Source organism: Rhodococcus sp. C3V, assembly GCF_029269915.1.
GTDB classification, from domain to species: Bacteria; Actinomycetota; Actinomycetes; order Mycobacteriales; family Mycobacteriaceae; genus Rhodococcus_F; species Rhodococcus_F qingshengii.
Genome location: NZ_JARJBE010000013.1, coordinates 87,798 through 114,241, shown reverse-complemented (window position 1 = coordinate 114,241; position 26,444 = coordinate 87,798). Strand labels below are relative to the sequence as shown.

The window sequence follows — 26,444 nt, the reverse complement described above, 5'->3', positions numbered from 1 at the left end:
ATCGAGCACGAGGAGCGGCAATGAGAAGAATCGGACGTACTCGGGCAATGCTTGTCGTCGCCCTCGTCGCGTGGACGGGACTGTTCGGCGAAGCAGCGTTGGCCTCGGCTGACCCGGCCCCGACATCCCCTTCAGGCGGTTCAGCTCTCGATCACGTCGAGGAGATCAACGCCCGTCAGCTGACTATGTACGTCTACTCGGCTGCGATGGACAAGGTGATTCCGCTCGAGGTGATTCGGCCGGCAGACACAAGTGCGCCCCGGCCGACCCTCTATCTACTCAATGGCGCCGGCGGAGGCGAGGACACGGCGACGTGGCAGACACGGACAGACGTCGTCGACTTCTTCGGCGACAAGAACGTCAACGTCGTCAACCCGATCGGCGGTGCCTACAGCTACTACACCGACTGGGAGAAGCCCGATCCTGTTCTCGGACTGAACAAGTGGACCACATTTCTCACCCAGGAGTTGCCACCGATCGTCGATGCCACGCTCGGGACTACGGGTACGAATGCCGTTGCCGGATTGTCGATGGCAGGTACCTCGGTTCTGAGCCTGGCCGAGGCGGCGCCATCCGTTTACCGTGCCGTCGGTGCTTTCAGCGGGTGTGCCGAGACGAGTACTCAACCCGGTCAGGACTACGTGAGATTCGTGGTCGGATTCCGCGGCGGCAACGTGGACAACATGTGGGGTCCTCCCGGCGGTCCGGGCTGGGTAGCCAACGATCCTGTGGTCAACGCCGAGAGATTGCGGGGGGTCGACCTCTACATCAGCAATGGATCGGGCCTGCCCGGCCCACACGAGAATCTGGGCGGACCGATGGTCAACGGCGACCTCGGCGTTCTGGCGAACCAGGTGATCGTGGGTGGAGTCATCGAGGCTGGGACGAACCAGTGCACCCAGCGTTTGGCCGAGCGGCTCGACTCCTTGGGCATCCCGGCCACCTATGATTTCCGGGCAACTGGCACTCACTCTTGGGGTTACTGGCAGGACGATCTTCACAACTCGTGGTCGATGATTGCCGCGTCGATCGGTGCGCGTTAGCCGGCGAACCCTGGGGTCGGTGGCTGAGTTGTTTCTCACTCCGGGACACTCTTGCCGAACCTAGCCGACCGAACTGCAGGTCAGCGGCGTTATAGTCGCCTCATGAGTTCAGAAACACTCGCTCCCCTCGACACCGACGTACTTGCGCGCAGGTTTGCGTGCCTGGGTGATCCGACGCGGCTGCGAGTGCTCCGACTTGCTGCCGGCGGTCCAATCGACGTCGACACGATTGCACACGCCGCATCACTCGAGCCGTCGGCGTTGAGTGCCCACCTCGAGGCCTTGATCGAGGTCGGTTTTGTCGAGGCTTCGGTGCGTGAAGGCACTTCGGTTGTCAGTGTTGCCGGAACGGCATACTCCGATCTGATGGCAGCGGCCGCCGTCGTGGCTGCTCGTGGTCCGGTCGAAGACACACTGGGAGTTCTTCCCGATGACGTGGTGGTGCGCCGCATGGAATCCGGCGACTGGGATGCCGTCCGCTCGATCTACCGCGAAGGAATCGACACCGGAACCGCGACGTTCACCACCTCGGTGCCATCCGCCGAGAAGCTCGACGCGCAATGGTTACCCGATCATCGATGGGTGGCCGAGATCGACAGTCGCGTCGAAGGCTGGGCGAGCCTCAGCCCGGTGTCCTCGCGAGACTGCTACCGCGGGGTCGCCGAGAACTCCATCTACATCGGTAGCGGCGCTCGCGGGCGCGGCGTGGGCAAGCTGCTGCTTCGCCGACAGGTGCAAGCCGCCGACGCCAGTGAGATCTGGACAGTGCAGTCGTCGATTTTCCCGGAGAACCGGGCAAGCGTCGCCTTGCACCAGGCCGTCGGATTCCGAGTCGTCGGCACTCGGTCGCGTATCGCTCAACTGGGTGGGCGGTGGCGTGACACGTTGTTCCTCGAACGTCGCAGCGAGGACGCTGACATCTGAGAAGAGACGCTCAGCCCTTGGCAGCGCTGACTCCGGCGCGTCGCCCGTAGAAGCTGCCGTCACCGAGGGACGTTCCGGAGGCGTATCCACCGGCGCAGACGCCGGCGGTGCAGCGTCCAGCGGCAAACAAACCCGGGATCGGTTCGCCGGAGACGTGGATGACCTCCGAGTTGATCGACGTGCGCAGGCCGCCGAGCGTGAATCCGGCGGTGAAATTGCGAAGATCGAGCGCAGCGACGGGTGAGCCGATCGGCTTGACCCACTCCTTCTTCTTACCGAGTACCGGGTCTTCACCACGGGCGGCGTGCCGGTTGTAGACCTCGACCGTCGACTGAAGGGTGCCTTCCGGCAGGCCCATGTCGGATTCGAGTTCCTCGACGGTCTCGGCCACCCACTTGGGCTGGAATCTGAAGAACGGTGTGGAACTGTCGGCGGCGCAGCCCTCTTCGTAGGAAGCTTCGTCGATGATCAGGTAGGCCTGATTCTCGTTGCGCAGCAGCGTCTCCTGGCCGATTCTTCCCGGGTACGTGTCCTCGTTGACGTAGCGCTGGCCGCGTCCGTTGACGAGAATGCCGCGGATCATCAACTGGGGGTCGCCGAAGAATGCGACCTCGGTGGCGTCCATGTGCGCGAGGTCGGCCCCGAGAGCCTGCGCCATCTGGATGGACTTTCCGTCGTGCTCTTCGATAGCCGCACCGGGGCGCCCGATCAGCCGTGGGGCGTACGACTGGATCATCGCTTCGTTGTAGGCGAAGCTTCCCGTCGCCAGAACGACACCCGTGCGTGCTCGAACTGCCACTTCCTTGCCGTACTGCTTGGCGATGATGCCGACCACTCGATCTCCGTCGACGACCAGGCGCTGGACTCGCATGTCGTATTCTGCTCGTACGCCGAGGCTTTCGGCCGTCTCGATCAGTGGCTTCATCAACATGAAACCACCGCCCTTCTCCCCGGTGCGCTTGCCGCTCATCTGTGGAACGTGCCCGCGAGGGGCCGGTGTCGCGATCGTGTTGAACGGTGCCGAGTTCTCGCCGCCGGAATACATGAGTCCGTCGTCGAAGGGTGTTTCCCAGCCGGGTTGGCCGTAGAAACTCTTCTTGAACGGCACACCGTTGTCGACGAGCCAGTTGTAGTGCTCGACGCTGCCTTCGCAGTAGTCGGTGATCTTCTCCTCGTCGGCGCCGGGACCGAGTGCGGCCATCATGAACGATTTCATGTTGGCGGGGGAGTCCTCGAACCCGAGTGCCTGCTGCAACGGGGTCCCGCCGCCCAGATAGATGAATCCGCCTGCCAGCGCCGCAGCGCCGCCCCAGCCGCTCGTGCGCTCGAGCACCAACACGTCGGCGCCCGCTCGCGCGGCCTCGATCGAAGCACTCACTCCGGCAATGCCGTAGCCGGCGACGACGACGTCAGCCTCGAAGTGCCACTGCTCGATGTTTGCGGAGGACTGCGGACGGATTGAGCTGGCCTCGGCCATGGATTCGGATCCTTCGTTCTTCTGGTTGGTTGGTGGGGGAATCGGTGGGTGTGATCGATGCCCTGATGGCAGTATCTCGACCGAAAGTCAGTCGGTGTCCGTTTTCGCGGAATCGGCCGCGGCCTTCTCCTTGGCGCGCGCGGCCTTACGTCTGTCGGCCTTCACGGCGATCAGCGCATTGTTGAGCCCGGTGGCCAGCGGCCAGCCGACGTAGTGGCACAGGAAGATTGCGGCCTCTTCGAACTGCTGCTCGGTCAACTCCTCGTTGTGGAGAGCAGCGTTGATCTGGATCTTCGCCACATCGTTCTGCCCCTGGGCGGTGATGGCACCGATCAGGAGTAGTCGTCGATCACGTACCGACAGTCCCGGTCGCGTCCAGATGTCGGCAAAGAGGTGGTCGGCGGTGACCGCGAAGAAGTCGCCGGGAACGTCGGCGGGAAGCTCCCAGCCGTACACCTCGTTCATCTTCGCGACGCCACGAGCACGGGCCTCGGAGATGCGGCTTTCGTCGGTTCCACCGGCATCGGTCATGTGAGTGGTGTCGGTCATGCGTGCTCCCGAGTAGTAGATGCCGTCGAAGGTTCGGCCGGCCTGTCTTCGCTGTCATTCCCGACGCCCAGACCGGCACCGAGTCCGGCGAGCGCAAGGTGCGCGAGCGGCAGGTCGAGATTCAGCCGATCACCGAGGTCGATGGCCAAGGCCAAGTCCTTCTCCCCGAGATTGCGAACATGCCGCAGTATCGAGAACCACGGGTCGTCCTCCGAGACCGGTGCGGTGGTGTCGCGGAGCATGATCGCGCCCGCGCCACCAGTGATCGCATCGGTGTGCCTGACGACCTTTCCGAGCGTGCGGAGATCGAGTCCTGCTGCTTCGGCGAGTCGCGCGGCCTCGGTCGTGGCGGTGAACGAGACGAAGTGAAGAAGGTTGCGTGCGAGCTTCATTCGCGTTCCAGCGCCGACGTCACCGGCGTGAACCACCAGCTCGGCCCAGGATCCGAAGGGCTCGCGGACGGCTTCGAACGCCTCGTCGGAGCCGCCGATCATCACTGCCAGCCTGCCCTGCGCTGCGCCGCCGGCACCGCCACTGATCGGCGCGTCGACCAGCAGAACACCACGCTGTTGACAGATGTCAGCGAGTTCCACCGCCGTGGTGTCCGAGATAGTGGAGTGAATCGCGACGACAGTGCCTGGCTGTGCGGTCGACAGAATCCCGTGCGGCCCGCACACAACCTCGCGAACCTGCGCGTCGTCGAGCACCGTGACGGAGATGATGCTCGCCTGCGCTGCAACGTCGGCGGGCGTCGATGCTGCGCTCGCGCCCGCAGCGGTGAACGGTTCGAGCGCTTCTGCGCGGGCATCACACACCACCAGTCCGCCCGGCCAGTCCAGGAGGCGCTGCGCCATCGGCGCGCCCATGTTGCCTAGGCCGATGTATCCCAGTCTGGTTTTCGAAGCGCTGGCTTTCGGCGCCGATTGCGTCATGACCGGTACACCTGGCCTCCGTCGACGTTGAAGATCTGCCCGGTCACCCAGCCTGCGTCGTCGGAGAGAAGGAACAGGCACATGCCGACGAGATCCTCCGGCGTTCCCATGCGCTGCAACGGGATTCGCTTCACCATGTCCTTGACGATGTTGCCGGGGGTGACGGTTCGAGTCGCCTCCGTGTCGATGGGACCGGGAGCGATGGCGTTGATCCGGATGTTCGACCAGCCGAGTTCGGTCGCGAGTTGTTGTGTCAGGCTGTTGACACCGGCTTTCGCGAGTCCGTAGTAGTTCGAGTACAGCCAGGCTGCTGTGGAGGACTGGTTGACGATCGAACCGCCCTTCGCTCGCATGTGAGGTACGACCGCCCGGCACACGTGCAGTGCGCCGTCCATGTTGACGCTCATGAACTTTCGGTAGTAGTCCCAGTCCACCGTCAACAGGGAATCGATCTTCATTCCGCCGTAGATGGCAGCGTTGTTCACCAGATGCTCGATGCTGCCGAACTGCTCGATCGTGAAGTCGGCAAGTGCCGCAGTCGACTCCCCGTCGGCGACGTCGACGTCCTTGAACACGGAACTTCCACCGTCTGCCGTGATCTGCTTGGCGACAGCTTCACCGAGTTCGCGATTGAGGTCCGCCACGACCACGTTGGCCCCCTCCGCGGCCAGAGCGCGGGCATACGCCTCTCCGATACCCTGCGCTGCTCCGGTGACTATCGCGGTGCGACCGTCGAAACGTCCCATGTCGACCTACTTTCGTGGTGATGATCCTGTGGTGAGGGTGTGGAATGTCAGGAAGGTGAAGCGACGAGCTTGGTTTCGAGGTATTCCTCGAAACCCGCGAGGCCCATTTCGCGGCCGATCCCGGATTGTTTGTAGCCGCCGAACGGTGCGTCGGCCGAATACCAGACGCCGCCGTTGACGCTCAGCGTTCCGGTTCTGACACCGGCAACGACGTGCGCGACGCGATCGGGATCGGTGCCCCACACCGACCCGGACAGGCCGTAGGGGGAATCGTTGGCAATCCGGATAGCGTCGTCGTCGTTGTCGTACGGAAGGATCACGAGGACGGGCCCGAAAATCTCCTCCTGCGCTACGCGAGACGAGTTGTCCAGCCCGGCAATGAGAGTGGGTTCGACGAAGAAACCCCTCTCGCGATCGTCGGGACGGCCCCCACCCGTCACGATCGTGCCGCCCTCTTCGACCGCGAGGGTGAGGTAGCTCTCCACCCTGGCGCGCTGGCGCGCCGAGATGACCGGGCCACACACCGTTCCGCGCGCGCTGGGGTCGCCGGCTCGGATACCCGCCATCGCGGCAGATGCCGCGGCCAGAGCATCGTCGTACCGAGCGCGCGGCACCAGAAGTCTGGTACTGAGCGCGCATCCCTGACCGGCATGAACGCAGACGGAGAACGCGGCAACCGAGCATGCACCTTTGATGTCCGCATCGTCGAGGACGATGAATGCGGACTTACCCCCGAGTTCGAGGAAGACCTTCTTGAGAGTTTGCGCGGCCGTGGCCATCACTGTGCGTCCGGTGGCGGTGGAACCGGTGAAGGACACGAGATCGACGCGCGGATCGCTGCACAGCTGCGCGCCTAGGGAGTGATCCGTCGACGTCACGACGTTGACTACGCCGGCCGGGATCTCGGTTTCTTCTGCAATCACCTTGGCGACCAGCGCGGCGCACCAGGGCGTGTCCGGCGCGGGTTTGAGAACGACGGTGTTGCCGGCTGCGAGGGCGGGACCAAGCTTGGCGAAATTGATCTGGTGCGGAAAGTTCCACGGTGTGATTGCGCCGACGACGCCGACGGCTTCCTTGAGCAGTCGGCGATGGGTCGGAATCCCCATGGGTGACGCGTGCCCGAGATCTTGTTCCCACGAATAGGTTTCGATCAGATCGGCCCAGTAGCGAAGATCTTCGATCGGGCCTTCGAGTTGCGGACCGCTCGTCAGCATGACCGGTGCGCCGACCTCGGCGACGGTGATCTCACGCAACTCCTCGATGTGGGACTGGAGTGCATCGCACAGTTGGCGCAGGCAGCGAGCGCGAAACCCGTGATCGCGTGCCCATTCGGTGTCGTCGAACGCACGGCGCGCAGCGGCGATGGCCGCGTCCATGTCCGCGGCGGTGCCTTCGGCCGCACGGCCGATCAGTTCCTCGGTCGCCGGGTTGAAAACTTCGAAGGTCCCGCCGGATCCGGGAACCAGTTTTCCGTCGACGAGAAGTGCAGAACTGTCTGCGGGTCGAAGCGTCATAGCGCAAACCCTCTCTTTCTGGACATGTGTCTGGACTCTAGTTCACACTTGTGGTTGAGGCAATGGTTTTTGGGGCATAAGAGATTTCGAGAGCCCAGCGGTCTCGAGAGGGTCTCGGATCTGCTTCGACGAAAAGCGCCTCGTGTCCGGTGCGGCGCCGCTACGGTTCACCGCACATTCACAACCACGTCTTCACATCCACAGGAGAGAGGTCGAAATGAACAGAGTTGACGGAAAAGTGGTGTTGGTGACCGGCGCTGCTCGAGGTCAGGGGCGCAGTCACGCCGTCCGTCTCGCGCAGGAGGGCGCGCACATCATCGCCTTCGATCTGTGCGCAGACATCGCCAGCAACGAATACCCGCTCGCCAGTCCAGCCGATCTGGAGGAAACCGCTCGCCTGGTGAAAGAGGCCGGGCAGCAGGTGGTGACGGCGCGTGTCGACGTCCGTGATCGCGCCGGACTCGAAACAGCACTTGCCGAGGCGGTAGGGCAGTTGGGCGGATTGCATGTCGTCGTGGCGAACGCCGGTATCTGTCCGCTGGGCAAACACGTGTCGACCGCCGGTTTCGTCGACGCCTTCGATGTGAACTTTCTCGGTGTCGTCAATACAGTGCACGCGTCGATGGAATACCTCGGCGAAGGGGGTTCGATCATCGCGATCGGCTCTGTTGCCGGTCTGGTGCCGCAGACCGGATTCAACGGGCAACAGGCGCTCCAGGGTCCGGGTGGCGACGGATACGGCCTGGCCAAGAAGCTGATTCAGGCCTACACCAGTTCGTTGGCGCTGACCCTCGGGCCGAGTTCCATTCGCGTCAACGCGATTCATCCGACCAATGTGAACACCGACATGTTGCAGAGCATGCCGATGTACCGGACGTTCCGTCCCGACCTCGAGAATCCGACCGCCGAGGATGCGGCTGTGACGTTCCCGTTCATGCAGGCGATGCCGACCCCGTGGGTCGAACCCGCGGACATCTCGCATGCAGTCGTGTACCTGTCCTCGGACGAGTCGCGATTCGTCACCGGCCAGCAACTGCGCGTGGACGCTGGTGCCGGGATGAAGATCGGTCTGTAGTAGAACTTTTCGCGTTGCTGCTGCCTGTTCGTGGTGAATTTTCCAAGTTTCCCCATTTCGTTGCCCTGGACAGGACGCTGTAGTAACGTCCAGACACGTGTCCAGCAAACGGGGCGATTCAAGTGGCGGGGGATCGATTGTCTACGAATCCACTCGCAGGCGCCTCACGGGCAAACAGGCGGAAACTGTGGCCAGGCTTGCCGAAGCAACAGTGAAAGTTCTACGCAAACAAGAGTTTTCCGGACTGACTGTCCGTTCGGTTGCGGCCGAAGCGGGCGTAGGAACTGCGACCGCCTACACGTATTTCGCGTCCAAGGAGCATCTCGTCGCAGAGGTTTTCTGGCGAAGACTTCAGAACTCGTCGGCGCCTGATGGCTCAGGGTTGGATCGTACCGCGCACGTGCTGTCTGTACTTCGAAATATCGCGCTGCTTCTCGCGGACGAACCGGAGGTATCGGCCGCCGTGACCAATGCACTGCTCGGATCCGACCCTGAAGTGGAACATCTTCGCGGCCGGATCGGGCTCGAGATCCATCAACGACTCGCCTCGGCGTTGGATCCGAATGGCGAACCCGAAGTGTTGGAAGCGCTCGAAATGCTTTATGCCGGGGCGCTTCTGCGGGCAGGGATCGGCTACGGAACCTACGCGCAAATCGCTGGACGCCTCGAGGCCTCAGCTCTACTGATCCTGGAGAAATCATGACAGAAGCTTTGATCGATCCGGTGGTCTTCAATCCGTACGACTACCACTTTCACGACGATCCGTATCCGACGTACAAGCGTCTGCGCGAAGAATCACCCCTGTATCACAATCCGGACGTGGGCTTTTGGGCATTGTCGCGATATGCGGACGTGGTCGACGGATTCAAGGACAACAAGCGTCTGTCGAGCGCAAACGGAGTATCACTCGACCCCGCTGCATACGGTCCACACGCGCATTATGTGATGTCGTTTCTCGCTATGGATGATCCCCGCCATATGCGGTTGCGCCAGTTGGTTTCTCGCGGATTCACACCGCGGCGTGTTGCGGAGCTCGACGGCCGGATACTCGAACTGACGAAGCAACATCTGATACCCGCGCTGGGCGCGGGGGAGTTCGACTGGATTACGGAGGTGGCGGGAAAGCTGCCGATGGACGTCATCTCCGAACTCATGGGTGTCCCCGAACCCGACCGAGCCGAACTGCGGCGCAAGGCGGATCTGGTGGTGCATCGAGAGGCGGGTGTTCTCGACGTGCCGCAACCTGCGGTGGAGGCTTCGATCAGTTTGATGGGCTACTACAAGGAGATGATCGCGCAGCGTCGCCGATCGCGGACGGACGATCTGACCTCGGCCTTGCTCGACGCCGAGATCGACGGAGACAAGCTTTCGGACCAGGAGATCCTCGGATTCATGTTTCTGATGGTCGTGGCCGGAAACGAGACCACGACCAAGCTTCTCGGAAACGCTCTGTACTGGGGTTCGCACCACCGGGAGCAGATCGCACCGGTCCTCGACGATCCCGAACGAGCCTCGGAATGGGTGGAAGAGACTCTTCGCTACGACACGTCGAGTCAGATCGTGGCTCGGACTTCGGTTGTCGACCTCGAATACCACGGACGCACCATTCCGGCGGGGGAGAAGGTCCTGCTCCTGATCGGATCGGCCAACCGAGACGCCGACGTCTTCGACGATGCCGACAGCTTCCAGATCGGCCGGAGTTCGTCGGGCAAACTCGCGAGTTTCGGTGGTGGCGTGCACTTCTGCCTCGGTGCCCACCTTGCCAAGCTCGAAGCCAAGATCGCCCTGGCGGAGTTCGGGCGTCGGGTCAGCGACTACGAAGTCGTCGAGTCTGGAATCGAGCGTGTTCATTCGACAAATGTCCGGGGCTTTGCGGCCCTGCCGGTGAAAGTGCAGGTGCGCTGATGCCTCGTTTCGAACCCAATCCTGTTCGCCGGCCGGCACTGATCAGTGGTGCGTCGTCGGGAATCGGCACAGCCACCGCGTATGCCCTGGCCGAACTCGGGCATCCGGTTGCACTCGGTGCGCGTCGAGTCGCCGAATGCGAAGCCATCGCCGAGAAGATCCGCAGCAACGGTGGTGAAGCGTTCGCCCACTTCCTCGACGTCACGGACGGTGATTCGGTCGACGGGTTCGTCTCGGCCGCAGAGGCAGTCCACGGCCCCGCGGAAATCGTCGTCTCCGGTGCCGGAGACCTCGAATTCGGGGCTGCGGACGAGATGAATCCTGAGGCGTTTCTACGGCAGATCCAAGTTCACCTCGTCGGTGCGCAGCGATTGGCGCATCGTGTTCTCCCCGGTATGAGGCAACGACAGCGCGGTGACTTCGTACTGATCGGCTCGGATTGTGCCGAGCTCCAGCGTCCACTCATGGGTGCGTACGACGCAGCGAAGGCCGGGCTCGAGGCAATGGGGCGTCAGATGCGAATGGAGCTCGAGGGAACAGGCATTCGCGCGTCGATCGTGCGACCCGGGCCGACACTGACCGGCATGGGGATGGACACGACGCCGGAGATCATCGGACCGGTCGGGGAATCGTGGAGCAAGTGGGGGTTCGCCCGCCATGGTTACTTTCTGCGCGCCTCGGACATCGCCAATGCCATCGTCGCCGTTGTGTCGGCGCCGCGAGGAGCACACATCGTGCTCGTCGAAGTTCAGCCCGAGGCGCCACTGGACAAACTTCCCACTGCGAACTCACAGGAGACGACATGACGCACGGAGTGCAAGAGACGTCGCGAACACTGCCAGAGCCGCCGCGGGTGTCCGGCGGGGATCTCCCGCACGGGCATCTCGAGGAACTGCGAACCGACCCGATAGCGCTCATGCGCCGGGTGCGTGAGGAATGTGGTGACGTCGGCGCCTTTCAACTTGCCGACCGCACAGTGATCTTGCTGTCCGGAGCCGAGGCAAACGAGTTCTTCTTCCGCTCCACCGACGAGGACCTCGACCAACAAGCGGCTTACCCCTTCATGAAGCCGATATTCGGTGAAGGCGTCGTCTTCGACGCCAGCCCGGAGCGGCGTAAAGAGATGCTGCACAACTCGGCTCTGCGCGGCGAACAGATGCGCGGGCACGCCGCCACGATCGGCCGCGAAGTCGAGGCGATGGTCGCGCAGTGGGCAGACGAAGGCGAGATCGATCTGCTCGACTTCTTCGCCGAGCTGACCATCTACACCTCGTCGGCGTGCCTGATCGGCAAGAAGTTCCGCGACGAACTGGATGATAGCTTCGCCAAGCTGTATCACGAGCTCGAACAGGGAACGGATGCATTGGCTTTCGTGGATCCGTACGCGCCGATCGAGAGTTTCCGCCGCCGCGACGAGGCCAGGTTGGCGTTGGTCGCTCTGGTACAGGACATCATGAACAGGCGCATCGCGAATCCTCCGCAGGGCAAGGATGACCGCGACATGTTGGACGTGTTGGTCTCGGTCAAGGACGAGAACGGCGACCTCCGGTTCAGTGCCGACGAGATCACCGGCATCTTCATCTCGATGATGTTCGCCGGCCACCACACGACTTCCGGCACGGCAGCGTGGTCGTTGATCGAGATGTTGCGGCATCCCGACACCATGACGGACGTCGTCGACGAACTCGACAATCTGTACTCCGACGGCGCCGACATCAGTTTTCATGCCCTGCGCCAGATTCCGGTTCTGGAGGCTGTGGTCAAGGAAACCCTTCGACTGCATCCGCCGTTGATCATCCTGTTGCGTGTGGCACGTGGAGATTTCGAAGTGGGAGGCTTCGAGATCCGAGAGGGCCATCTTGTCGCCGCGACACCCGCGATCTCCAATCGAATCGCCGAGGACTTTCCCCGGCCGGACACCTTCGATCCCGGGAGGTACATCGACCCGAATCAAGAGGACATCGTCAACCGCTGGACGTGGATTCCGTTCGGAGCCGGCCGGCATCGCTGCGTCGGCGCTGCGTTCGCCCAGATGCAGCTCAAAGCGATCTTCTCGATCCTGCTGCGGGACTTCGAGTTCGAGATGGCGCAGCCGTCGGAATCCTACCGAAACGACCACAGCAAGATGGTCGTCCAGTTGCAGCAGCCGTGCGCGGTGAGGTACCGGCGCCGAACACGTCCCGGGCGTGAGGGGTGATCATGCACGTCGAAGTCGACCTCGACCTGTGCCAAGGCCATGCGGCATGCGAGCTGGAGGCACCGGAGATCTTTGTCGTCCCGAAGCGGGGGAAGGTCAGTCTTCTGGACTCCGACCCACCCGAGTCGCTCCGCGGTGAAGCCGAGATGGCGGTCAGGTACTGCCCGACCGGCGCCCTGAGAATTGTCGATTGATTGCAGCGAATTCATGTGCTCGAGGGAGGAAGTTCAGATGACGGGTTTCGACCGCGCAGAGCTCGACGAGATGGTCCAACGCTGGATCGAGGCGAACAAAAAGGCCGAAGCCGCCGGCGATTGGAAACCGTTGGCGGACATGTATACCGAGGACGCCACGTACGGGTGGAACTACGGCCCCAAGCAGGATTTCATGGCGGTGGGGCGCGAGGAGATTCGTGAAGTCGCGCTCGGTCTCGAGATGAAGGGCCTCGAAGGCTGGGAGTATCCGTATCAAGACTTTGTGATCGACGACCGTAGCGGAAACGTGATCGGCTTGTGGAAGCAGATTTCCGATGCCAAGCGTGAGGACGGTAGCAACTACTCCGTCTACGGTATCGGTGGTAGTTGGTTCCGCTACGGCGGGGATTTCCAATGGTCCTGGCAGCGTGACTTCTTCGATTTCGGGAACGTGTCGGCATTGTTCATGGAGATGATCGGCAACAACGCTCTCTCGAAGGGGATGCAGGGGCGGATCCAGCGATCGATCTCGGGCGACCCGCTACCGGGCTGGTATCCGGTGGGCACCGCGCCGGTCCCGCTGTGGTGAGTCCGATGACGGTGCGCGATTCCTTCGAGACACTCTCGCAGCGCGACCTTGCCGTGTTGGTGCCCGAGTTGCTCCTGTGCGGGCAGCTGATCGATCGCTCGGGCATGGCGCATCTGATCGCCGAATTCGGACGCGAGGGTATGGCGCAGGTGGCCGTCGAGGAGTGGGAATCGGCCAGCCCCTGGTACACCCGCCGCATGCAGAAGGCTCTCGGATACGAGGGCGACGACGTCGTGACGATCTTCAAAGGATTACAACTCGACATCGGCGCTCCTCCACAGTTCATGGACTTTCGATACCGGGTCGACGATCCGCTGCACGGTGAATTCTGGCTCGACCATTGCGGAGCACTCATGGACGTCGAGCCGTTGGGCGATGAGTTCGTGACCTCGATGTGTCACGACATCGAGGATCCGACTTTCGATGCAACGGCCATCGCGACCAACCCGCGCGCCCAGATCCGGCCGATTCACCGACCACCGCGCAGGCCCGCCGACCGACATCCGCACTGCGCCTGGACCGTGTCCATCGACCCGTCGCACACGCCTCCCGTGATGACCGCGCACACCGAGCAGATCGGAAGCACCGCCGCGGTGACGGTCGAGCTGAGCCCGATCGATCACGGTGGGGACGGTAGGGCGGACTACTCGGGTCCGTTGTTGTCCGACCTGAGGTTTTCCGACTTCTCGCGATCAGCCTTGGTTCGTATCGCAGAGGAGATCTGCGTGCAGCATCATCTGTTGGCGTTGGGCTTTCTGGCAGCGGTTCGCCGCCGTGCCGACGAAGACAAGGCTCGCGAGATCACGCGAAAGCAATTGACCGGAATCGCGGGAGTTGCGGCACAGCGTATTCGAGATGCGCTCGGGCTTCCTTCGACGCTGGAATCGTTGGCATTGGTCCTGTCCGTGCATCCCTTGCTGAATCCGAAGCAGTATGTGGAGAGCGAGATTCGACAGGACGGCGGTGCTCTGGAGCTGCGGATCTCGCGAGAAGCTCTTGTCGACCGAGACGGCGGTTGGCCGACCTTGCTCGGCAGCGAGCACCTCGATCCTCTCCAAGCTTTGGTCCGCGGCGTGAATCCGCACTTCACCGTGAGAGTGGTGGCCGAAGATGCCGCGGGGCTTCTTCTGGCCGTCGACATCACCGAAGCTCCCGCTCCGGAATGCGTCGAAGTCGCCATCACGAAGGTCAGTACCGGCGCGGCATTCGTATTCGAAGATCGCGGAATCCCCTTGCCTCTCTTCGTCGTCTGACCGGCCGAACCCGAAGGACTCAACCTATGGCGTACACGTTTGCAGACCTGTTCGAGCATTCCGTCGATGCGATGCCCGATCGCCTCGCGCTGATCGTTTCCGGCGACGAGGTGACATACCGTGAGCTCGACGAGCGGGCCAACCGATTGGCGCATTACTTCCAGTCCGTCGGGTTAGGTGTCGGTTCGCACATCGGTATTCAACTGCACAACTCGATCGAGGCGATGGTTGCTGTCCTCGCGGCCTTCAAGATCCGCGGCGTTCCCATCACGGTGAACTACCGCTACACGAGCGACGAATTGGTTTACCTGTACGAGAACGCGGATCTCACGGCGTTGGTTTTCCATCGTGGTTTCGCTGAGCGGGTTGCCGAGGCGTTGGTGTCCGCGCCGCGGGTCAAGTACGTGATCGAGGTGGCGGACGAACTCGCTCTCGGGAACGAACCGTCGATTCCGGGGGCAGTGGCGTACGAGGATGCGCTCGGCAACCAATCCCCGCTGCGCGTAGGTGAACATGCTTTTCCCGAGCGTTCCGGCGACGACGTCTACGTTCTCTACACCGGCGGAACAACCGGACGACCGAAAGGCGTCGTCTGGCGGCAGGAAGACATCTGGCGCGTGTTGGCCGGCGGTTACGACTTCTATTCGGGTGAGCCGATCGCCGACGAGTACCAGCAGTCGCGCGGTGGCGCCGCGGCAGCCGAACCGATGCGGTGGTGCATGCTTCCACCGCTGATCCACACCTCGGCACTGATGCCGACGTTCAACGCTCTGTTCTCCGGAAACACCGTCATCTTCGAACCGAAGTTCGATGCGGCGCAGGTCTGGAAAGTCGTCGCCGAATATCGCCCGCAGGTCATGGTCATCACCGGCGACGCCATGGGCCGTCCACTGGTCGAAGCCCATCACGAATTGCAACCGGATGCGTCGAGCCTGGCCGTGCTCGCCTCCGGCGCTGCGCTCTTCTCCGGATCGGTCAAAGATGCGTTCTTCGACGTCTTTCCGAATCTGATGATCTCCGATTCGGTTGGATCGTCCGAAACAGGCTTCGGCGGAATCGGATTCGCAACCAAAGGGCTCGAGCAGCGTGGCGGACCCAAAGTGGGCGCCAACAGATTCACGGTCGTCGTCGACGACGACAACCGAGTGTTGGAGCCGGGCTCGGGCGCCGAAGGATGGCTGGCGAAACTCGGAAACGTTCCACTCGGCTACTACAACGATCCGGTGAAGTCGGCCGAGATATTCCGCGAGGTGAACGGCGCGCGGGCAGTGGTGACCGGAGACCGGGCGCGGATCGAGGACGACGGCTCGGTCACCCTCCTCGGACGGGGAAACATGGTGGTCAACACCGGCGGCGAGAAGGTCTTCGTGGAAGAAGTCGAAGCCGTGGTGAAGGCCCATCCCGACATCTACGACGCGACAGTGATCGGTGTTCCGGACGAGCGGTGGGGCAATCGGGTGGCGGCAGTGCTTCGCATCCGCGACGGTGTGGAACCGGATTTCGAATCCATCGAGAAGCACGCCCGCAGTCACCTCGCCGGCTACAAGATTCCGCGTTCCTTCTGGATCGCCGACGAGGTCGTTCGAGCGCCGAGCGGCAAGCCGGACTACCGCTGGGCCAAGGAGTTCTCACAGAACAGCGACCCGGTCCACCGGATCGACTAGCGCTCACACGCAACACCCGGCACCCGGCACCCATCCGTAAAGGAGCATCTGCAATGCCTGAGATCGACCTTCCCGACGGGTTCGACGTGACCGACCCACATCTGTACGGCGAGCGCGTCCCGCTTGCCGAGTTCGCCGAACTACGACGATGCGCTCCGGTCTGGTGGAACGCCCAGGAACCGGGTACCGGCGGATTTCACGACGGTGGTTGTTGGGTTGTCTCCCGCCACGCAGACGTCCGCGACGTCTCGTTGCGCAGCGAGGAGTTCTCGAGCAACGTCAACGGCTGCATTCCGCGGCATGAAGACAACATCTCGGCGGAGGAGTTGGAGGCGACGAAACACGTCCTCATCAACAAGGACGCCCCTGAGCACACACAGCTGCGCAAGTTGGTGGCACGCTTGTTCACTCCGCGGTCGGTGGAAGCGATGCGGGCCGGGTTGGAAGCGCGGGCAGAAGACATAGCGTCGGCTGCCGTGGCGGAAGGTAGCGGTGATTTTGTCAGCCAGGTCGCCAGCGAGTTACCCATGCAGGCGATCTCGGAGCTGATCGGTGTACCGCAGGACGGGCGCCGTCAGCTGTACGAATGGTCGAATCAGATGACGGGATACGACGACGAGTCACTCGCCGGCGAGTCTCGGATGGCGTCGGCGCAGATATTGGGCTACGCCTATCAACTGGCTGAGGCGAGGCGGGAGGAACCGCTCGACGACATCATCTCGCGCTTGGTGCATGCCGACATCGACGGGCAGAAACTCACCCCGGAACAGTTCGGTTTCTTCGTCATCATGTTGGCTGTCGCAGGCAACGAAACGACGCGAAACGCAACGACACTCGGCATGATGGCATTTCTCGAGCATCCGGATCAGTGGGAACTGTACAAGCGCGAGCGTCCGCGCACCGCCGCGGACGAGATCATCCGCTGGGCTTCGCCACTGACGTCGATGCAACGAACAGCAGTGGTGGACACACAGATTGCCGGCACTGCGATTGCGAAGGGGCAGCGCGTCGTACTGCTCTACGGCTCGGCGAACTTCGACGAAACCGTCTTCGGGAACCCCGACGTCTTCGACATCACCCGAGACCCGAACCCGCACCTCGCGTTCGGAGGAACCGGGCCGCACTACTGCGTCGGCGCCAACCTGGCCAGAATGGAGGTCGATCTGATCTTCGGCAAGATCGCCGATCACATGCCCGACATCAGCAAGCTCGGCGATCCGAGCAGGCTCTCGTCCGGTTGGCTCAACGGGATCAAGGAATTCAAGGTCGACTACGGCAACTCCACGTCATGTCCTTCGGGGCATTGACGTGTACAGCGGAAGAGTTGCACTTGCGGGCCCGATGCGCGAACTCGGCCAGTTCTACCGGATGGGCGCCGATGTCGCAGTGGGCTTGTTCCGCAACCGCTTTCAGGTGCAAGAGTTTCTCGAGCAGAGTTGGATGATCGCCCGGGTGTCGATCGTGCCGACCGTATTGGTGGCCGTGCCGTTCACGGTCCTGGTGAGTTTCACGCTCAACATCCTGCTCCGTGAGATCGGTGCCGCCGACCTCAGCGGCGCCGGGGCCGCGCTCGGCGCCGTGACTCAGGTCGGTCCGGTGGTGACGGTGCTGATCGTGGCAGGTGCGGGCGCGACTGCCATCGCCGCCGATCTGGGATCGAGAACGATTCGTGAAGAGATCGACGCCATGGAGGTGCTCGGGATCGATCCGATCACTCGGCTGGTGATTCCTCGGGTGGTCGCGTCGACCGTGGTGGCTTTGCTGCTCAACGGACTCGTCTGCGTCATCGGCATCGCCGGCGGTTACGCCTTCTCGGTGTTTCTCCAGGGCGTGAACCCTGGCGCCTTCGTCGAGGGAATCACGTTGCTGACCGGCCTCCCCGAGGTGGCGTTGTCGATGGTCAAAGCTGCGCTGTTCGGGATGCTGGCGGGATTGGTGGCCTGCTATCGCGGACTGTCGGTACGGGGTGGGCCGAAAGGCGTGGGGGAGGCCGTCAACGAAACGGTGGTGTACGCATTCATGGCGTTGTTCGTCGTCAACACCATCGTCACCGCGGTCGGCATCCGATTGACGGCGGGGTGATCGAGGTGACGCTGTCGGATTCGCTGGCACAAATCGGCAAGTTCGGACGCACGCGGGCGCGGGTGGCTCGAACGTCACGCTCGATCGACGATGTCGGGCGACAAGCTGTCTTCTTCGCGCGCGCCATCGCTCACATCCCGTGGGCAATTCGCAAACACCCGAAAGAAGTGTTGAGGCTGGTAGCCGAGATCAGCATGGGCACCGGAGCTTTGGCAGTGATCGGCGGCACGGTTGCGGTCGTAGGATTTTTGACTCTCGCCTCGGGCGGCACCATTGCGATCCAAGGTTTCAGCTCACTGGGAAATATCGGAGTCGAAGCGCTCACCGGATTCTTCTCCGCCTTCATCAACGTTCGTATCGCTGCGCCGGTCATCGCGGGAATCGGCCTGTCGGCCACGATCGGCGCAGGTTCGACCGCGCAGATCGGTGCCATGCGCATCAGTGAGGAAATCGACGCCCTCGAATCGATGGCGATCAGTTCGGTCCCGTACGTCGTCAGCACCCGCGTCACCGCAGGGATGATCGCGATCTTGCCGCTGTACTCATTGGCGCTCGTAGGATCTTTTCTGGCCGGAAGGTTCACCACGGTCGTGCTGTTCGGTCAGTCCTCCGGTCTTTACGACCACTACTTCACGACGTTCCTCGATCCGGTCGATGTCGCATGGTCCTTCGTTCAAGTGCTCGTGATGGCACTACTGGTGATGCTGATCCACACGTACTACGGATACAACGCGTCCGGGGGACCGTCGGGCGTGGGAACTGCAGTGGGCCGCGGGGTTCGGCTCTCGCTGATCTGCGTCGTGGCGGTGACCCTGCTCGTCTCACTCGCGCTCTACGGCGGTTCCGGCAACTTCAATCTGTCCGGTTAGGGGGACTGCGTGCACAGATACGGCTACAAGTTGGCTGCTCTGGGCTTGGCTGCGGCGATCGTCGGGGTCATCGCGTTGTCGGTCGCGTCTTTCAACCAGGTGTTTGTCGCTCGCGTCCCGATCACGGTGATCGCGGAGCGCGCGGGGCTCGTGATGGATCCGGGCGCGCGGGTGAAGATGGCCGGGGTGACCGTGGGCTCGGTGGAGTCCATCACGCCGACTGACGACGCCACCGCACAACTGTCGTTGTCGATCGATCCCGAAGCGCTCGAATCGATTCCGTCAAACGTGAATGTGGCGATCACGTCGAACACGGCCTTCGGCGCGAAGTTCGTCAGCCTGTCCTCGCCGGAGCAGCCGAGTAGTGCGCGACTTGCCGCCGGAGCGACGATCGACGCATCCCGGGTGACCGTCGAGCTGAACACGGTGTTCGAGAAACTCACCACCGTGCTCCGGACGGTGGACCCGGGCAAACTCGATTCGACATTGGGTGCCCTCTCGACTGCTCTGCAAGGACGCGGCGAACGGCTCGGGGTCGCACTCGAACAAGCAGATTCCTCCTTGCTCGAATTCAACACTGCACGTGAGGCTCTCGATCATGTGTTGACGGATTTACCAGCCGTCACACAGACCTACCGCGACGCTGTTCTCGACTTGATGGACACACTCGACTCGCTCACGACGACGGGAACCACTGTTCTCGACGAGCAGCAGAATCTTGATCTCCTCTTGCTCAACGTGATCGGGGTCGCCCGCACCGGAGAAGATGTACTGGGAGAAAACGCCGACGGTATCGACACCGTTCTGTCGTTACTGCGGCCGACCACCGCACTGCTCGAGGAATACTCCCCGGTGATTCCCTGCATGTTCCACGGTCTGCAGGAGAGCAAGCGGATCGGCGACGGCGCCTACAACGGTCAACCGGGCATCAAGATGTCGATCGGTCTGATTGCCGGAACCGAACCGTACCGATATCCCGACGACCTGCCCAAGGTGGCGGCTACCGGCGGTCCGCAGTGTATGGGTCTCCCTTTGCGTGATCCGAACGTCAATGCTCCGTACCTGGTGACCGATACCGGGGTGAATCCGTTTGCGCCCGAGCGTCAGCCGAATGGTGGGCAACCGATGAACACGGTCCCGGATCTGATGAGCTACCTGTTCGGGACGGAGATCCGATGAAAGTTCGTGGGTACACCGTCAAGTTCGGAATTTTTGTTCTGGTGATGATCCTCGTCAACGCCGGGCTGATCCTCGTGTTCGGCCAGATGCGAGGTGGCGACGCGAGGTCGTACTCGGCGGAGTTCGTCAACGCCTCCGGGCTCAGAGCCGGCGACAAGGTGCGCATCGCCGGTGTGCCGGTCGGTTCTGTCGGCTCCGTCGAATTCGGTGGGAATCACCGTGCCCACGTGAGTTTCAGTGTGGATACGGGTGACACCGTGACCGTATCGACCAGAGCCGCTGTTCGATATCAGGATCTGGTGGGTAATCGATACCTCGAATTGCTCGACGATCCGGGGATCGCGGAACCGCAACCGGAGGGTGAGAGCATCCCCGTCGATCGCACCGCACCGGCACTCGACCTCGATGCGCTACTCGGTGGTTTCAAGCCGCTGTTTCAAGCCCTGGACCCGGAGCAGGTCAACGCGTTGTCGATGTCCTTGCTCGAGGTGTTTCAAGGCCAGTCCGGAACTGTGGCATCGGTGCTGGCGCACACCGGATCGATTACGAACACTCTCGCAGACCGCGACCAACTGATCGGTCGAGTGATCGGCAACCTCGACGGTGTGCTCAGCGAATTGCGCAGCCGCGGTGGTCAGTTCAGTGACACTCTCGATCACCTACAACAGCTGGTCAGCGGGCTCGCGGCGGACCGGGAGATGATCGGGACTGCCGTCGAGAGTGTGAACACCGCATCAGGCACCTTCGCCGATCTCCTCGCCGGAGTTCGCCCGGACATCGCGGGAAACCTGTCGAAGCTGGACGCAAGCCTGAATCCGCTGATCGAGCAACAGAGTGAGCTCGATCGGATTCTCGCGTCCATGCCCTCGAACTACAAGCAGCTGATCCGAGTCGGCTCGTACGGGTCGTTCTTCAACTTCTATCTGTGCGGAATCGCACTGAAGGTCGACGGTGCCGACGGTACGCCGCTCACTGTCGACCTGGTGGATCAGACGACCGGAAGGTGCGCACCACGATGAGAGAGATGGCACAGAGCCAGGCCGTACGCGTGGGGGTCGTGGGATTGGTCGTCACGGCCGCCGTCGTATTGGCATCGCTCCAGTATCAGAATCTGCAGTTCCTGAAATCGGGTGTCGGGTACAGCGCGGTGTTCGCCGACGCCAGCGGTCTCGCGCCGGGAGACGAAGTCAACGCCGCCGGAGTGAAGATCGGAACGGTGGATCGGATCGAGGTCGAGCACGGACTCGCGCGCGTGGATTTCACACTGGAAGGCTCGATCGGTTTGGGAGAAAGCACATCGGCGGCCGTCACCACGATGTCGTTGCTCGGCAAGCGAGCGGTATCGCTCGATCTGGACGGTCCGGGAAGGATCGCGGTCGGCGGCGAGATCCCGGTCGAGCGAACAAGATCGGCGTACTCGCTGCCCGACGTGCTCGGTGACCTCACCACGACGGTCGAGGACATCGATCTCGACCAACTCTCCGAATCGCTCGACGCAGTGGGGCAGGTGATGTCCGACAGTGCGCCGAACCTGAGGCCGGCGCTGGACGGTGTCGCACGGATCTCCGACAGCGTCAATAGACGCGACGACATGTTGCGCACCTTGCTGTCCGATGCAAACGACGTCGCCGGGACGCTGGCCGAGCGTGGACCACAGGTCAACGCGCTACTCGTCGACGGCAACGCCTTGTTGGGAGAACTGGATCGGCGACAGGCGGCGCTGGGGGAAGTGATCACGAACATCTCGGCGTTGTCGACCCAGCTGAGCGGACTCGTCCACGACAACGAGGCGCAATTGCAGCCGGTCCTCGGCAAACTCGACACGGTTGTCGGAATTCTGCAGAACAACAAGGACAACCTTTCTCAGGGAATCGACGGTCTCGGTACGTACGTCGGCACGCTCGGTGACACCGTGGCCAGCGGCCCCTTCTACTACGCCTACGTTCAGAACCTGGTGCCGGCGCAATACACCCAACCGTTGATCAACGCGATGTTCGGGCTACCACCTGCGCCGCTACCGATTCCGGAGGTTCGATGATGGGTGCCTTACGAGTTCGCAAACCGGTGAACTGGCGTCGAATCGCCGTCGTTGGTGGAAGCGTCATCGGTGCGGCGATCGTCGTCGTGTCGGGATACCTTGCGGTGCAACATCTGCGCTACTACAACGTGACGGCCTACTTCACCTCGACGACCGGTCTGTATGTCGGTGACGACGTTCGTGTCGTGGGAGTCGACGTCGGCCGCGTCACCGCGATCGCCCCACAGGGAGATCGAATGCGCGTCGAACTGAAATTGGCGCGCGAGGTTCCCGTCGCCGAGGACGCGAAAGCGGTGATCGTTGCCCAGTCGCTGGTCTCGGCCCGCTTCGTGCAGTTGACGCCGGCGGTGACGGACGGCGCCGACGCACTGAATGACGGTGCGGAGATCCCACTCGACAGAACGGCCGTCCCGGTCGAGTGGGACCAGATCAAGGAACAGCTGGGCCGGGCTGCCGATGCTTTGGGTCCCGTCGGGGACGATCGCGGTCCCGCCGCCAACTTCCTCGACGGTGCCGGATCCGCACTGGCCGGCAACGGGGAAGCGCTGGGGCGCTCGGTGACCGAACTCTCGGAGGCTATGAGCACACTCGACGAAGGCGGAGCCGATCTGTTCGGCACCATCCGCGGCCTGCAGACCTTCACGACCGCACTCGCCGCAAGCGACGAACAGATCGTTCAGTTCCAAGGACGACTGGCAAATGTCTCGAGTGTGCTCGCCGAGAGCCGGACGCAATTGGCTCCGGCTCTCGCCGATCTGGACGCCGCCGTCGTCGACGTACAGCGGTTCGTCGAACAGAACCGAACCGGCTTGACGGAGCAGATCGCGAAGTTGGCCGACGTGTCCCAGGTATTGGTCGACAAGCGCGCAGGTCTCGAGAAGGTACTGCATCTGGCTCCGACAGCGTTGTCGAACTACTACAACGTCTACCGGCCGGCCCAAGGAGCGATGGTGGGTGTGCCCGCATTCCAGAACGTCGGCAACCCGATCGACTTGATCTGCGGCGGAATCGCCGGCCTGGCCAACGACACCTCGAAGAAGGGCGCGGATTTGTGCATCGAATACCTCGGCCCGTTGCTCAACACGATCAAGGCGAACTACCCGGACCTGAGCATCAATCCGACCCGGGCGCTCGGGGCTCTTCCGGACCAACTGGTGTACAGCGAGCCTGATCTGGAACCGACTGGCGCCTTGAGCTTTCCGACGGTACCGGTGGCGTCTGATCTGACCGGCTTGCTCATGCCGTCGACAGGATCACGATGACTGGCCGCCGGTGGGGAACAGTGTGTGTGGCGGCGAGCGCCGTGCTCGTTCTGACGGGTTGTCAATGGAGCGGGCTGAATTCGGTGTCGCTGCCGGGCGCGGCCGGCCGCGGTGAGGGAAGTTTCTCGGTCGTGATCGAGATGCCGGACGTCACGTCGATCAGTCCCAACTCTCCGGTCATGGTCAACGACGTGACAGTCGGAAGTATCAGTGCGATCGAGACCGACAACTGGCACGCACGGGTGACGGTTGCGCTCGACGGCTCGGTGTCGCTGCCCGCCAATGCGACGGCCAAGATCGGCCAAACCAGCCTGCTCGGGTCCAAACACGTTGCGCTTGCGCCGCCTACCGATGTTGCGCCGGAAGGGCGGTTGTCGGAGGGATCGGTGATCCCCCTCCCGTCGGCCGGCGTCTATCCCACCACCGAGGAAGCGTTGACGGCACTGTCATTGGTCCTCAACGGCGGCGGGCTCGCTCAGATTCACAGCATCACCACGGAGCTGAACACGGCGCTCGGCGGACGGACCGACGCGGCTCGCGACCTGCTGAGTCAGATGGATACCGTGACCGAAACACTCGACCGCCAACGTGATGCGATGGTCACGACCATGGAGAATCTCGACGTCTTCGCCGGTGAAATCACGGCCCAGCGAGACGTTCTCGGTGAGGCGTTGGAGACCCTTGATCCGGCCTTGGCGGAACTCAGCGCCCAACGCGTCGACCTGACCACCGCCCTCGATGCGGTCGGCAGGTTCGGGGACGTCGGGACCGATCTGGTCGACCGGACCCGCGACGATTTGAAAGCCAATTTGAGCGCCTTGGAATCGACGCTGCAGAAGGTGGTCGAAACAGGACCGGACCTGATCAACAATTTGGGCAACCTGAGTACCTTCCCCTTCCCCCAGACGACCATCGACGACGGAATGCGCGGCGATTACACCAATCTGTGGGCGCTGATCGACCTCACGAGTAATCGCCTCCAGTCAGGTCTCGGCTTCGGTACGCCGTTCGGGGCGCCGCAAACCCCCGTGGAGAACGGAGTACTGGTCGATCCCTTGACCGCCCCACTCGGCACAGGGCAGCCCGGCCCACTTGGCACAGCGCAGCCCGCCCAGGGAGGTGGACGATGATTCTCACGAAGTTGGTGCGAAGGCAATTGACGATCTTCGCGATCCTGGCGGTGATAGGCATGAGCGCAGCGGCTATCTCGTACCTGAGAGTTCCGACCATGCTCGGAATCGGGCGCTATTCGGTGACAGTCGAACTGCCCGACGCCGGTGGCCTGTATCGGAACGCGAACGTGACCTATCGCGGCGACACCATCGGTCAGGTCAGATCGGTGCGTCTGTCTCCGGGAGTGGTACGCGCCGAATTATCTTTGGAGAGTGCGGTTCCCGTTCCCTCCAGCGGGCTCGCAGTAGCGGTGCGAAGTGTGTCGGCCATCGGCGAGCAATACGTCGACATGCAACCGAGAACCGCGGACGGACCGTTTCTGGCCGACGGAGACGTGATCGGCCCCGACGCTGTCACGATCCCGACCGAGATCGGACCGGTCCTCGATCAGGCGCAGGCGATGCTCGCATCGGTACCGCAGGACAAGTTGCGGTCGGTGATCGACGAGTCCGCGGCAGCATTCGGTGGCAGGGGAGAGGACCTGGCTCGTCTGCTGGATTCGACCACCTCGTTCGTCGATCAGATGTCTGCTGCCACAACCCCGGCCACGACGCTCGTACAGCAGTTGGATCCGCTCCTGCAGACACAGGTGGTGACGGGCGATCAGATTCGCCAGTGGGCGTCCAGTGTCGCTCAACTCAGTGGACAGTTGGAGGTCGCCGACGGGTCCGTGCGCAATATCCTCGAGACCGGACCGGGCTTCGCGACTGAAGCCGACCTGCTGTTTCAAGGCCTCAAACCCACTTTGCCTGTGCTGCTTGCCAATTTCACCAGCACCGCTCAGGTGGCTTTGACGTACAACGCCGGTTTGGAGCAGGTGCTCGTCATCTTGCCGCCACTGGTCGCGGCACAGGAAACCGTCGTACAACGCGGGCAGGTGGACGGCGCCGCGAACGTCAACTTCCACCTCCAAGCGCAGGACCCCGCGGCGTGCTCGACCGGTTACCTTCCGGCCGATCAGCGACGGGACCCGACCCAGATGAGTGTGCCGGACACCCCGGCTGATCTGTACTGCAAAGTTCCGCAGAACTCGGTCTTCGCAGTTCGTGGATCCCGGAACATTCCCTGTATGGAGGTACCGGGCAAACGAGCACCGAGCCCGGAGATCTGTCGGAGCCCCGAAGCGTACGTGCCGTCGGGGACCAATGCTCCCGGCGAGTTGTACACCGGGCCTGACGGTGTCGACTATCAACACACGGAATTAGCTCCTGCTGCTTCCGATTCGGGGGAGGGTGAGCCGTGGCAACAGTTGCTGACGCCGACGAATCGCTGAGAGGTGAGGTGCTGGATCCGGTCGGAGGGAAGCGCGGTGTACTCACTGCCCTGGTCTGGATTGCACTCGCGGCTCTGAGCGTCGTTGTCGTCTTCGGTTGTCTGGCAGTTCGATCGGACCGCGCGCGAGAGTCCCAGCGTCAAGAGTACGTCGACGGTGCGGTCGCAGGAGCCCTCGCTCTGATCGACGTTCACTCCGCCACAGTCGACGAGGACCTCGAGACACTGCAGTCGCTGAGTACGGGAACCTTTGCCGACGAACTGAAGTCCGGCGAATCTGCGTTCGTCGCGTCCATCCGTGATTTTGCCGTCGATTCCGACGGGCGTGTCGACACCGCAGCCTTGGCATCGGAATCCGGTAACTCGGGGGTGGTGCTGATCGCGGCATCTGCTCAGGTCGGCAATTCAGCGGGAGAGTCTTCGGCGCGCACCTACCGTCTGCGCGTCGGTGTCGAGGACGTCGACGGGCGGGTACTGATGTCGAGTGTGGAGTTCGTGCCGTGAAGC

General features: G+C 62.6%; 26 protein-coding genes. 21 read left to right on the top strand and 5 right to left on the bottom strand.

Annotation, left to right across the window (positions count from 1 at the left end):
- The first annotated feature begins 20 nt into the window (after positions 1–20).
- Both P3G66_RS27080 and P3G66_RS27075 read left to right on the top strand, forming a co-directional pair.
- Positions 21–1,043, top strand: a complete 1,023-nt coding sequence (locus P3G66_RS27080) for an alpha/beta hydrolase family protein (protein ID WP_003944025.1) — start codon at positions 21–23, stop codon at positions 1,041–1,043.
- 102 nt (positions 1,044–1,145) lie between these two features.
- Positions 1,146–1,967 (top strand): GNAT family N-acetyltransferase, encoded by an 822-nt coding sequence (locus P3G66_RS27075; RefSeq protein WP_276117367.1) that lies wholly within the window; start codon positions 1,146–1,148, stop codon positions 1,965–1,967.
- A 10-nt stretch (positions 1,968–1,977) separates the two neighbouring features.
- On the opposite strand, the gene P3G66_RS27070 is transcribed toward P3G66_RS27075, so the two are convergent.
- The 5 genes from P3G66_RS27070 to P3G66_RS27050 all read right to left on the bottom strand — a co-directional run bounded on the left by P3G66_RS27070 (position 1,978) and on the right by P3G66_RS27050 (position 7,185).
- Positions 1,978–3,444: an FAD-dependent oxidoreductase gene (locus tag P3G66_RS27070; protein ID WP_276117366.1), complete on the bottom strand. Its 1,467-nt coding sequence runs from the start codon at positions 3,442–3,444 to the stop codon at positions 1,978–1,980.
- An 87-nt stretch (positions 3,445–3,531) separates the two neighbouring features.
- Positions 3,532–3,975 (bottom strand): carboxymuconolactone decarboxylase family protein, encoded by a 444-nt coding sequence (locus P3G66_RS27065; RefSeq protein ID WP_042450544.1) that lies wholly within the window; start codon positions 3,973–3,975, stop codon positions 3,532–3,534.
- 14 nt (positions 3,976–3,989) lie between these two features.
- Positions 3,990–4,925, bottom strand: a complete 936-nt coding sequence (locus P3G66_RS27060; protein WP_007728637.1) for an NAD(P)-dependent oxidoreductase — start codon at positions 4,923–4,925, stop codon at positions 3,990–3,992.
- Positions 4,922–5,671: an SDR family oxidoreductase gene (locus P3G66_RS27055; RefSeq protein ID WP_276117365.1), complete on the bottom strand. Its 750-nt coding sequence runs from the start codon at positions 5,669–5,671 to the stop codon at positions 4,922–4,924. The genes P3G66_RS27060 and P3G66_RS27055 overlap by 4 nt, the downstream gene beginning before the upstream one ends.
- A gap of 47 nt (positions 5,672–5,718) precedes the next feature.
- Positions 5,719–7,185, bottom strand: coding sequence for an aldehyde dehydrogenase (locus P3G66_RS27050; RefSeq protein WP_218748579.1), 1,467 nt, complete (start codon positions 7,183–7,185; stop codon positions 5,719–5,721).
- A gap of 217 nt (positions 7,186–7,402) precedes the next feature.
- Between P3G66_RS27050 and P3G66_RS27045 the strand changes: the two genes are divergently transcribed.
- From P3G66_RS27045 to P3G66_RS26955, 19 genes are all read left to right on the top strand, one after another.
- The gene (locus P3G66_RS27045; RefSeq protein ID WP_007728643.1) at positions 7,403–8,260 is read left to right on the top strand and encodes a mycofactocin-coupled SDR family oxidoreductase; all 858 of its coding nucleotides are present in this window, start codon (positions 7,403–7,405) and stop codon (positions 8,258–8,260) included.
- A 136-nt stretch (positions 8,261–8,396) separates the two neighbouring features.
- Positions 8,397–8,963 carry a TetR/AcrR family transcriptional regulator gene (locus P3G66_RS27040; protein ID WP_024487471.1) on the top strand — a complete coding sequence of 189 codons (567 nt, stop codon included), beginning with the start codon at positions 8,397–8,399 and terminating at the stop codon, positions 8,961–8,963.
- Entirely contained in the window at positions 8,960–10,165 is a 1,206-nt protein-coding gene (locus tag P3G66_RS27035) for a cytochrome P450 (protein WP_003944019.1), read from the top strand. Before P3G66_RS27040 ends, P3G66_RS27035 begins: the two co-directional genes overlap by 4 nt.
- Positions 10,165–10,971, top strand: a complete 807-nt coding sequence (locus tag P3G66_RS27030; protein WP_276117364.1) for an SDR family oxidoreductase — start codon at positions 10,165–10,167, stop codon at positions 10,969–10,971. Before P3G66_RS27035 ends, P3G66_RS27030 begins: the two co-directional genes overlap by 1 nt.
- On the top strand, positions 10,968–12,362 hold the full coding sequence (locus P3G66_RS27025) for a cytochrome P450 (RefSeq protein ID WP_276117363.1): 1,395 nt from the start codon (positions 10,968–10,970) through the stop codon (positions 12,360–12,362). The genes P3G66_RS27030 and P3G66_RS27025 overlap by 4 nt, the downstream gene beginning before the upstream one ends.
- Before the next feature lie 2 nt (positions 12,363–12,364).
- Positions 12,365–12,556 carry a ferredoxin gene (locus tag P3G66_RS27020; protein ID WP_020907945.1) on the top strand — a complete coding sequence of 64 codons (192 nt, stop codon included), beginning with the start codon at positions 12,365–12,367 and terminating at the stop codon, positions 12,554–12,556.
- Positions 12,557–12,593: 37 nt separating this feature from the next.
- Entirely contained in the window at positions 12,594–13,145 is a 552-nt protein-coding gene (locus P3G66_RS27015; protein WP_042450454.1) for a hypothetical protein, read from the top strand.
- Positions 13,146–13,150: 5 nt separating this feature from the next.
- Positions 13,151–14,398, top strand: a complete 1,248-nt coding sequence (locus tag P3G66_RS27010) for a hypothetical protein (RefSeq protein ID WP_276117362.1) — start codon at positions 13,151–13,153, stop codon at positions 14,396–14,398.
- A 26-nt stretch (positions 14,399–14,424) separates the two neighbouring features.
- Positions 14,425–16,062: an acyl-CoA synthetase gene (locus tag P3G66_RS27005; RefSeq protein WP_007728656.1), complete on the top strand. Its 1,638-nt coding sequence runs from the start codon at positions 14,425–14,427 to the stop codon at positions 16,060–16,062.
- A gap of 53 nt (positions 16,063–16,115) precedes the next feature.
- Entirely contained in the window at positions 16,116–17,369 is a 1,254-nt protein-coding gene (locus P3G66_RS27000) for a cytochrome P450 (RefSeq protein ID WP_030536770.1), read from the top strand.
- 61 nt (positions 17,370–17,430) lie between these two features.
- The gene (locus P3G66_RS26995; RefSeq protein ID WP_231915201.1) at positions 17,431–18,144 is read left to right on the top strand and encodes an ABC transporter permease; all 714 of its coding nucleotides are present in this window, start codon (positions 17,431–17,433) and stop codon (positions 18,142–18,144) included.
- Positions 18,141–19,013: an ABC transporter permease gene (locus P3G66_RS26990; protein ID WP_003944051.1), complete on the top strand. Its 873-nt coding sequence runs from the start codon at positions 18,141–18,143 to the stop codon at positions 19,011–19,013. Before P3G66_RS26995 ends, P3G66_RS26990 begins: the two co-directional genes overlap by 4 nt.
- Before the next feature lie 9 nt (positions 19,014–19,022).
- Entirely contained in the window at positions 19,023–20,192 is a 1,170-nt protein-coding gene (locus P3G66_RS26985) for an MCE family protein (protein ID WP_042450457.1), read from the top strand.
- Entirely contained in the window at positions 20,189–21,211 is a 1,023-nt protein-coding gene (locus P3G66_RS26980; RefSeq protein WP_007728666.1) for an MlaD family protein, read from the top strand. Before P3G66_RS26985 ends, P3G66_RS26980 begins: the two co-directional genes overlap by 4 nt.
- Complete coding sequence (locus P3G66_RS26975) at positions 21,208–22,230, top strand: MCE family protein (RefSeq protein ID WP_030536766.1); 1,023 nt, start codon at positions 21,208–21,210, stop codon at positions 22,228–22,230. Before P3G66_RS26980 ends, P3G66_RS26975 begins: the two co-directional genes overlap by 4 nt.
- Complete coding sequence (locus P3G66_RS26970; protein ID WP_276117361.1) at positions 22,227–23,492, top strand: MCE family protein; 1,266 nt, start codon at positions 22,227–22,229, stop codon at positions 23,490–23,492. The genes P3G66_RS26975 and P3G66_RS26970 overlap by 4 nt, the downstream gene beginning before the upstream one ends.
- Positions 23,489–24,622, top strand: coding sequence for an MCE family protein (locus tag P3G66_RS26965; protein WP_276117360.1), 1,134 nt, complete (start codon positions 23,489–23,491; stop codon positions 24,620–24,622). Before P3G66_RS26970 ends, P3G66_RS26965 begins: the two co-directional genes overlap by 4 nt.
- Positions 24,619–25,938: an MlaD family protein gene (locus P3G66_RS26960; RefSeq protein ID WP_211921118.1), complete on the top strand. Its 1,320-nt coding sequence runs from the start codon at positions 24,619–24,621 to the stop codon at positions 25,936–25,938. Before P3G66_RS26965 ends, P3G66_RS26960 begins: the two co-directional genes overlap by 4 nt.
- Positions 25,905–26,441 (top strand): hypothetical protein, encoded by a 537-nt coding sequence (locus tag P3G66_RS26955; protein WP_257216604.1) that lies wholly within the window; start codon positions 25,905–25,907, stop codon positions 26,439–26,441. Before P3G66_RS26960 ends, P3G66_RS26955 begins: the two co-directional genes overlap by 34 nt.
- Positions 26,442–26,444 lie beyond the last annotated feature (3 nt).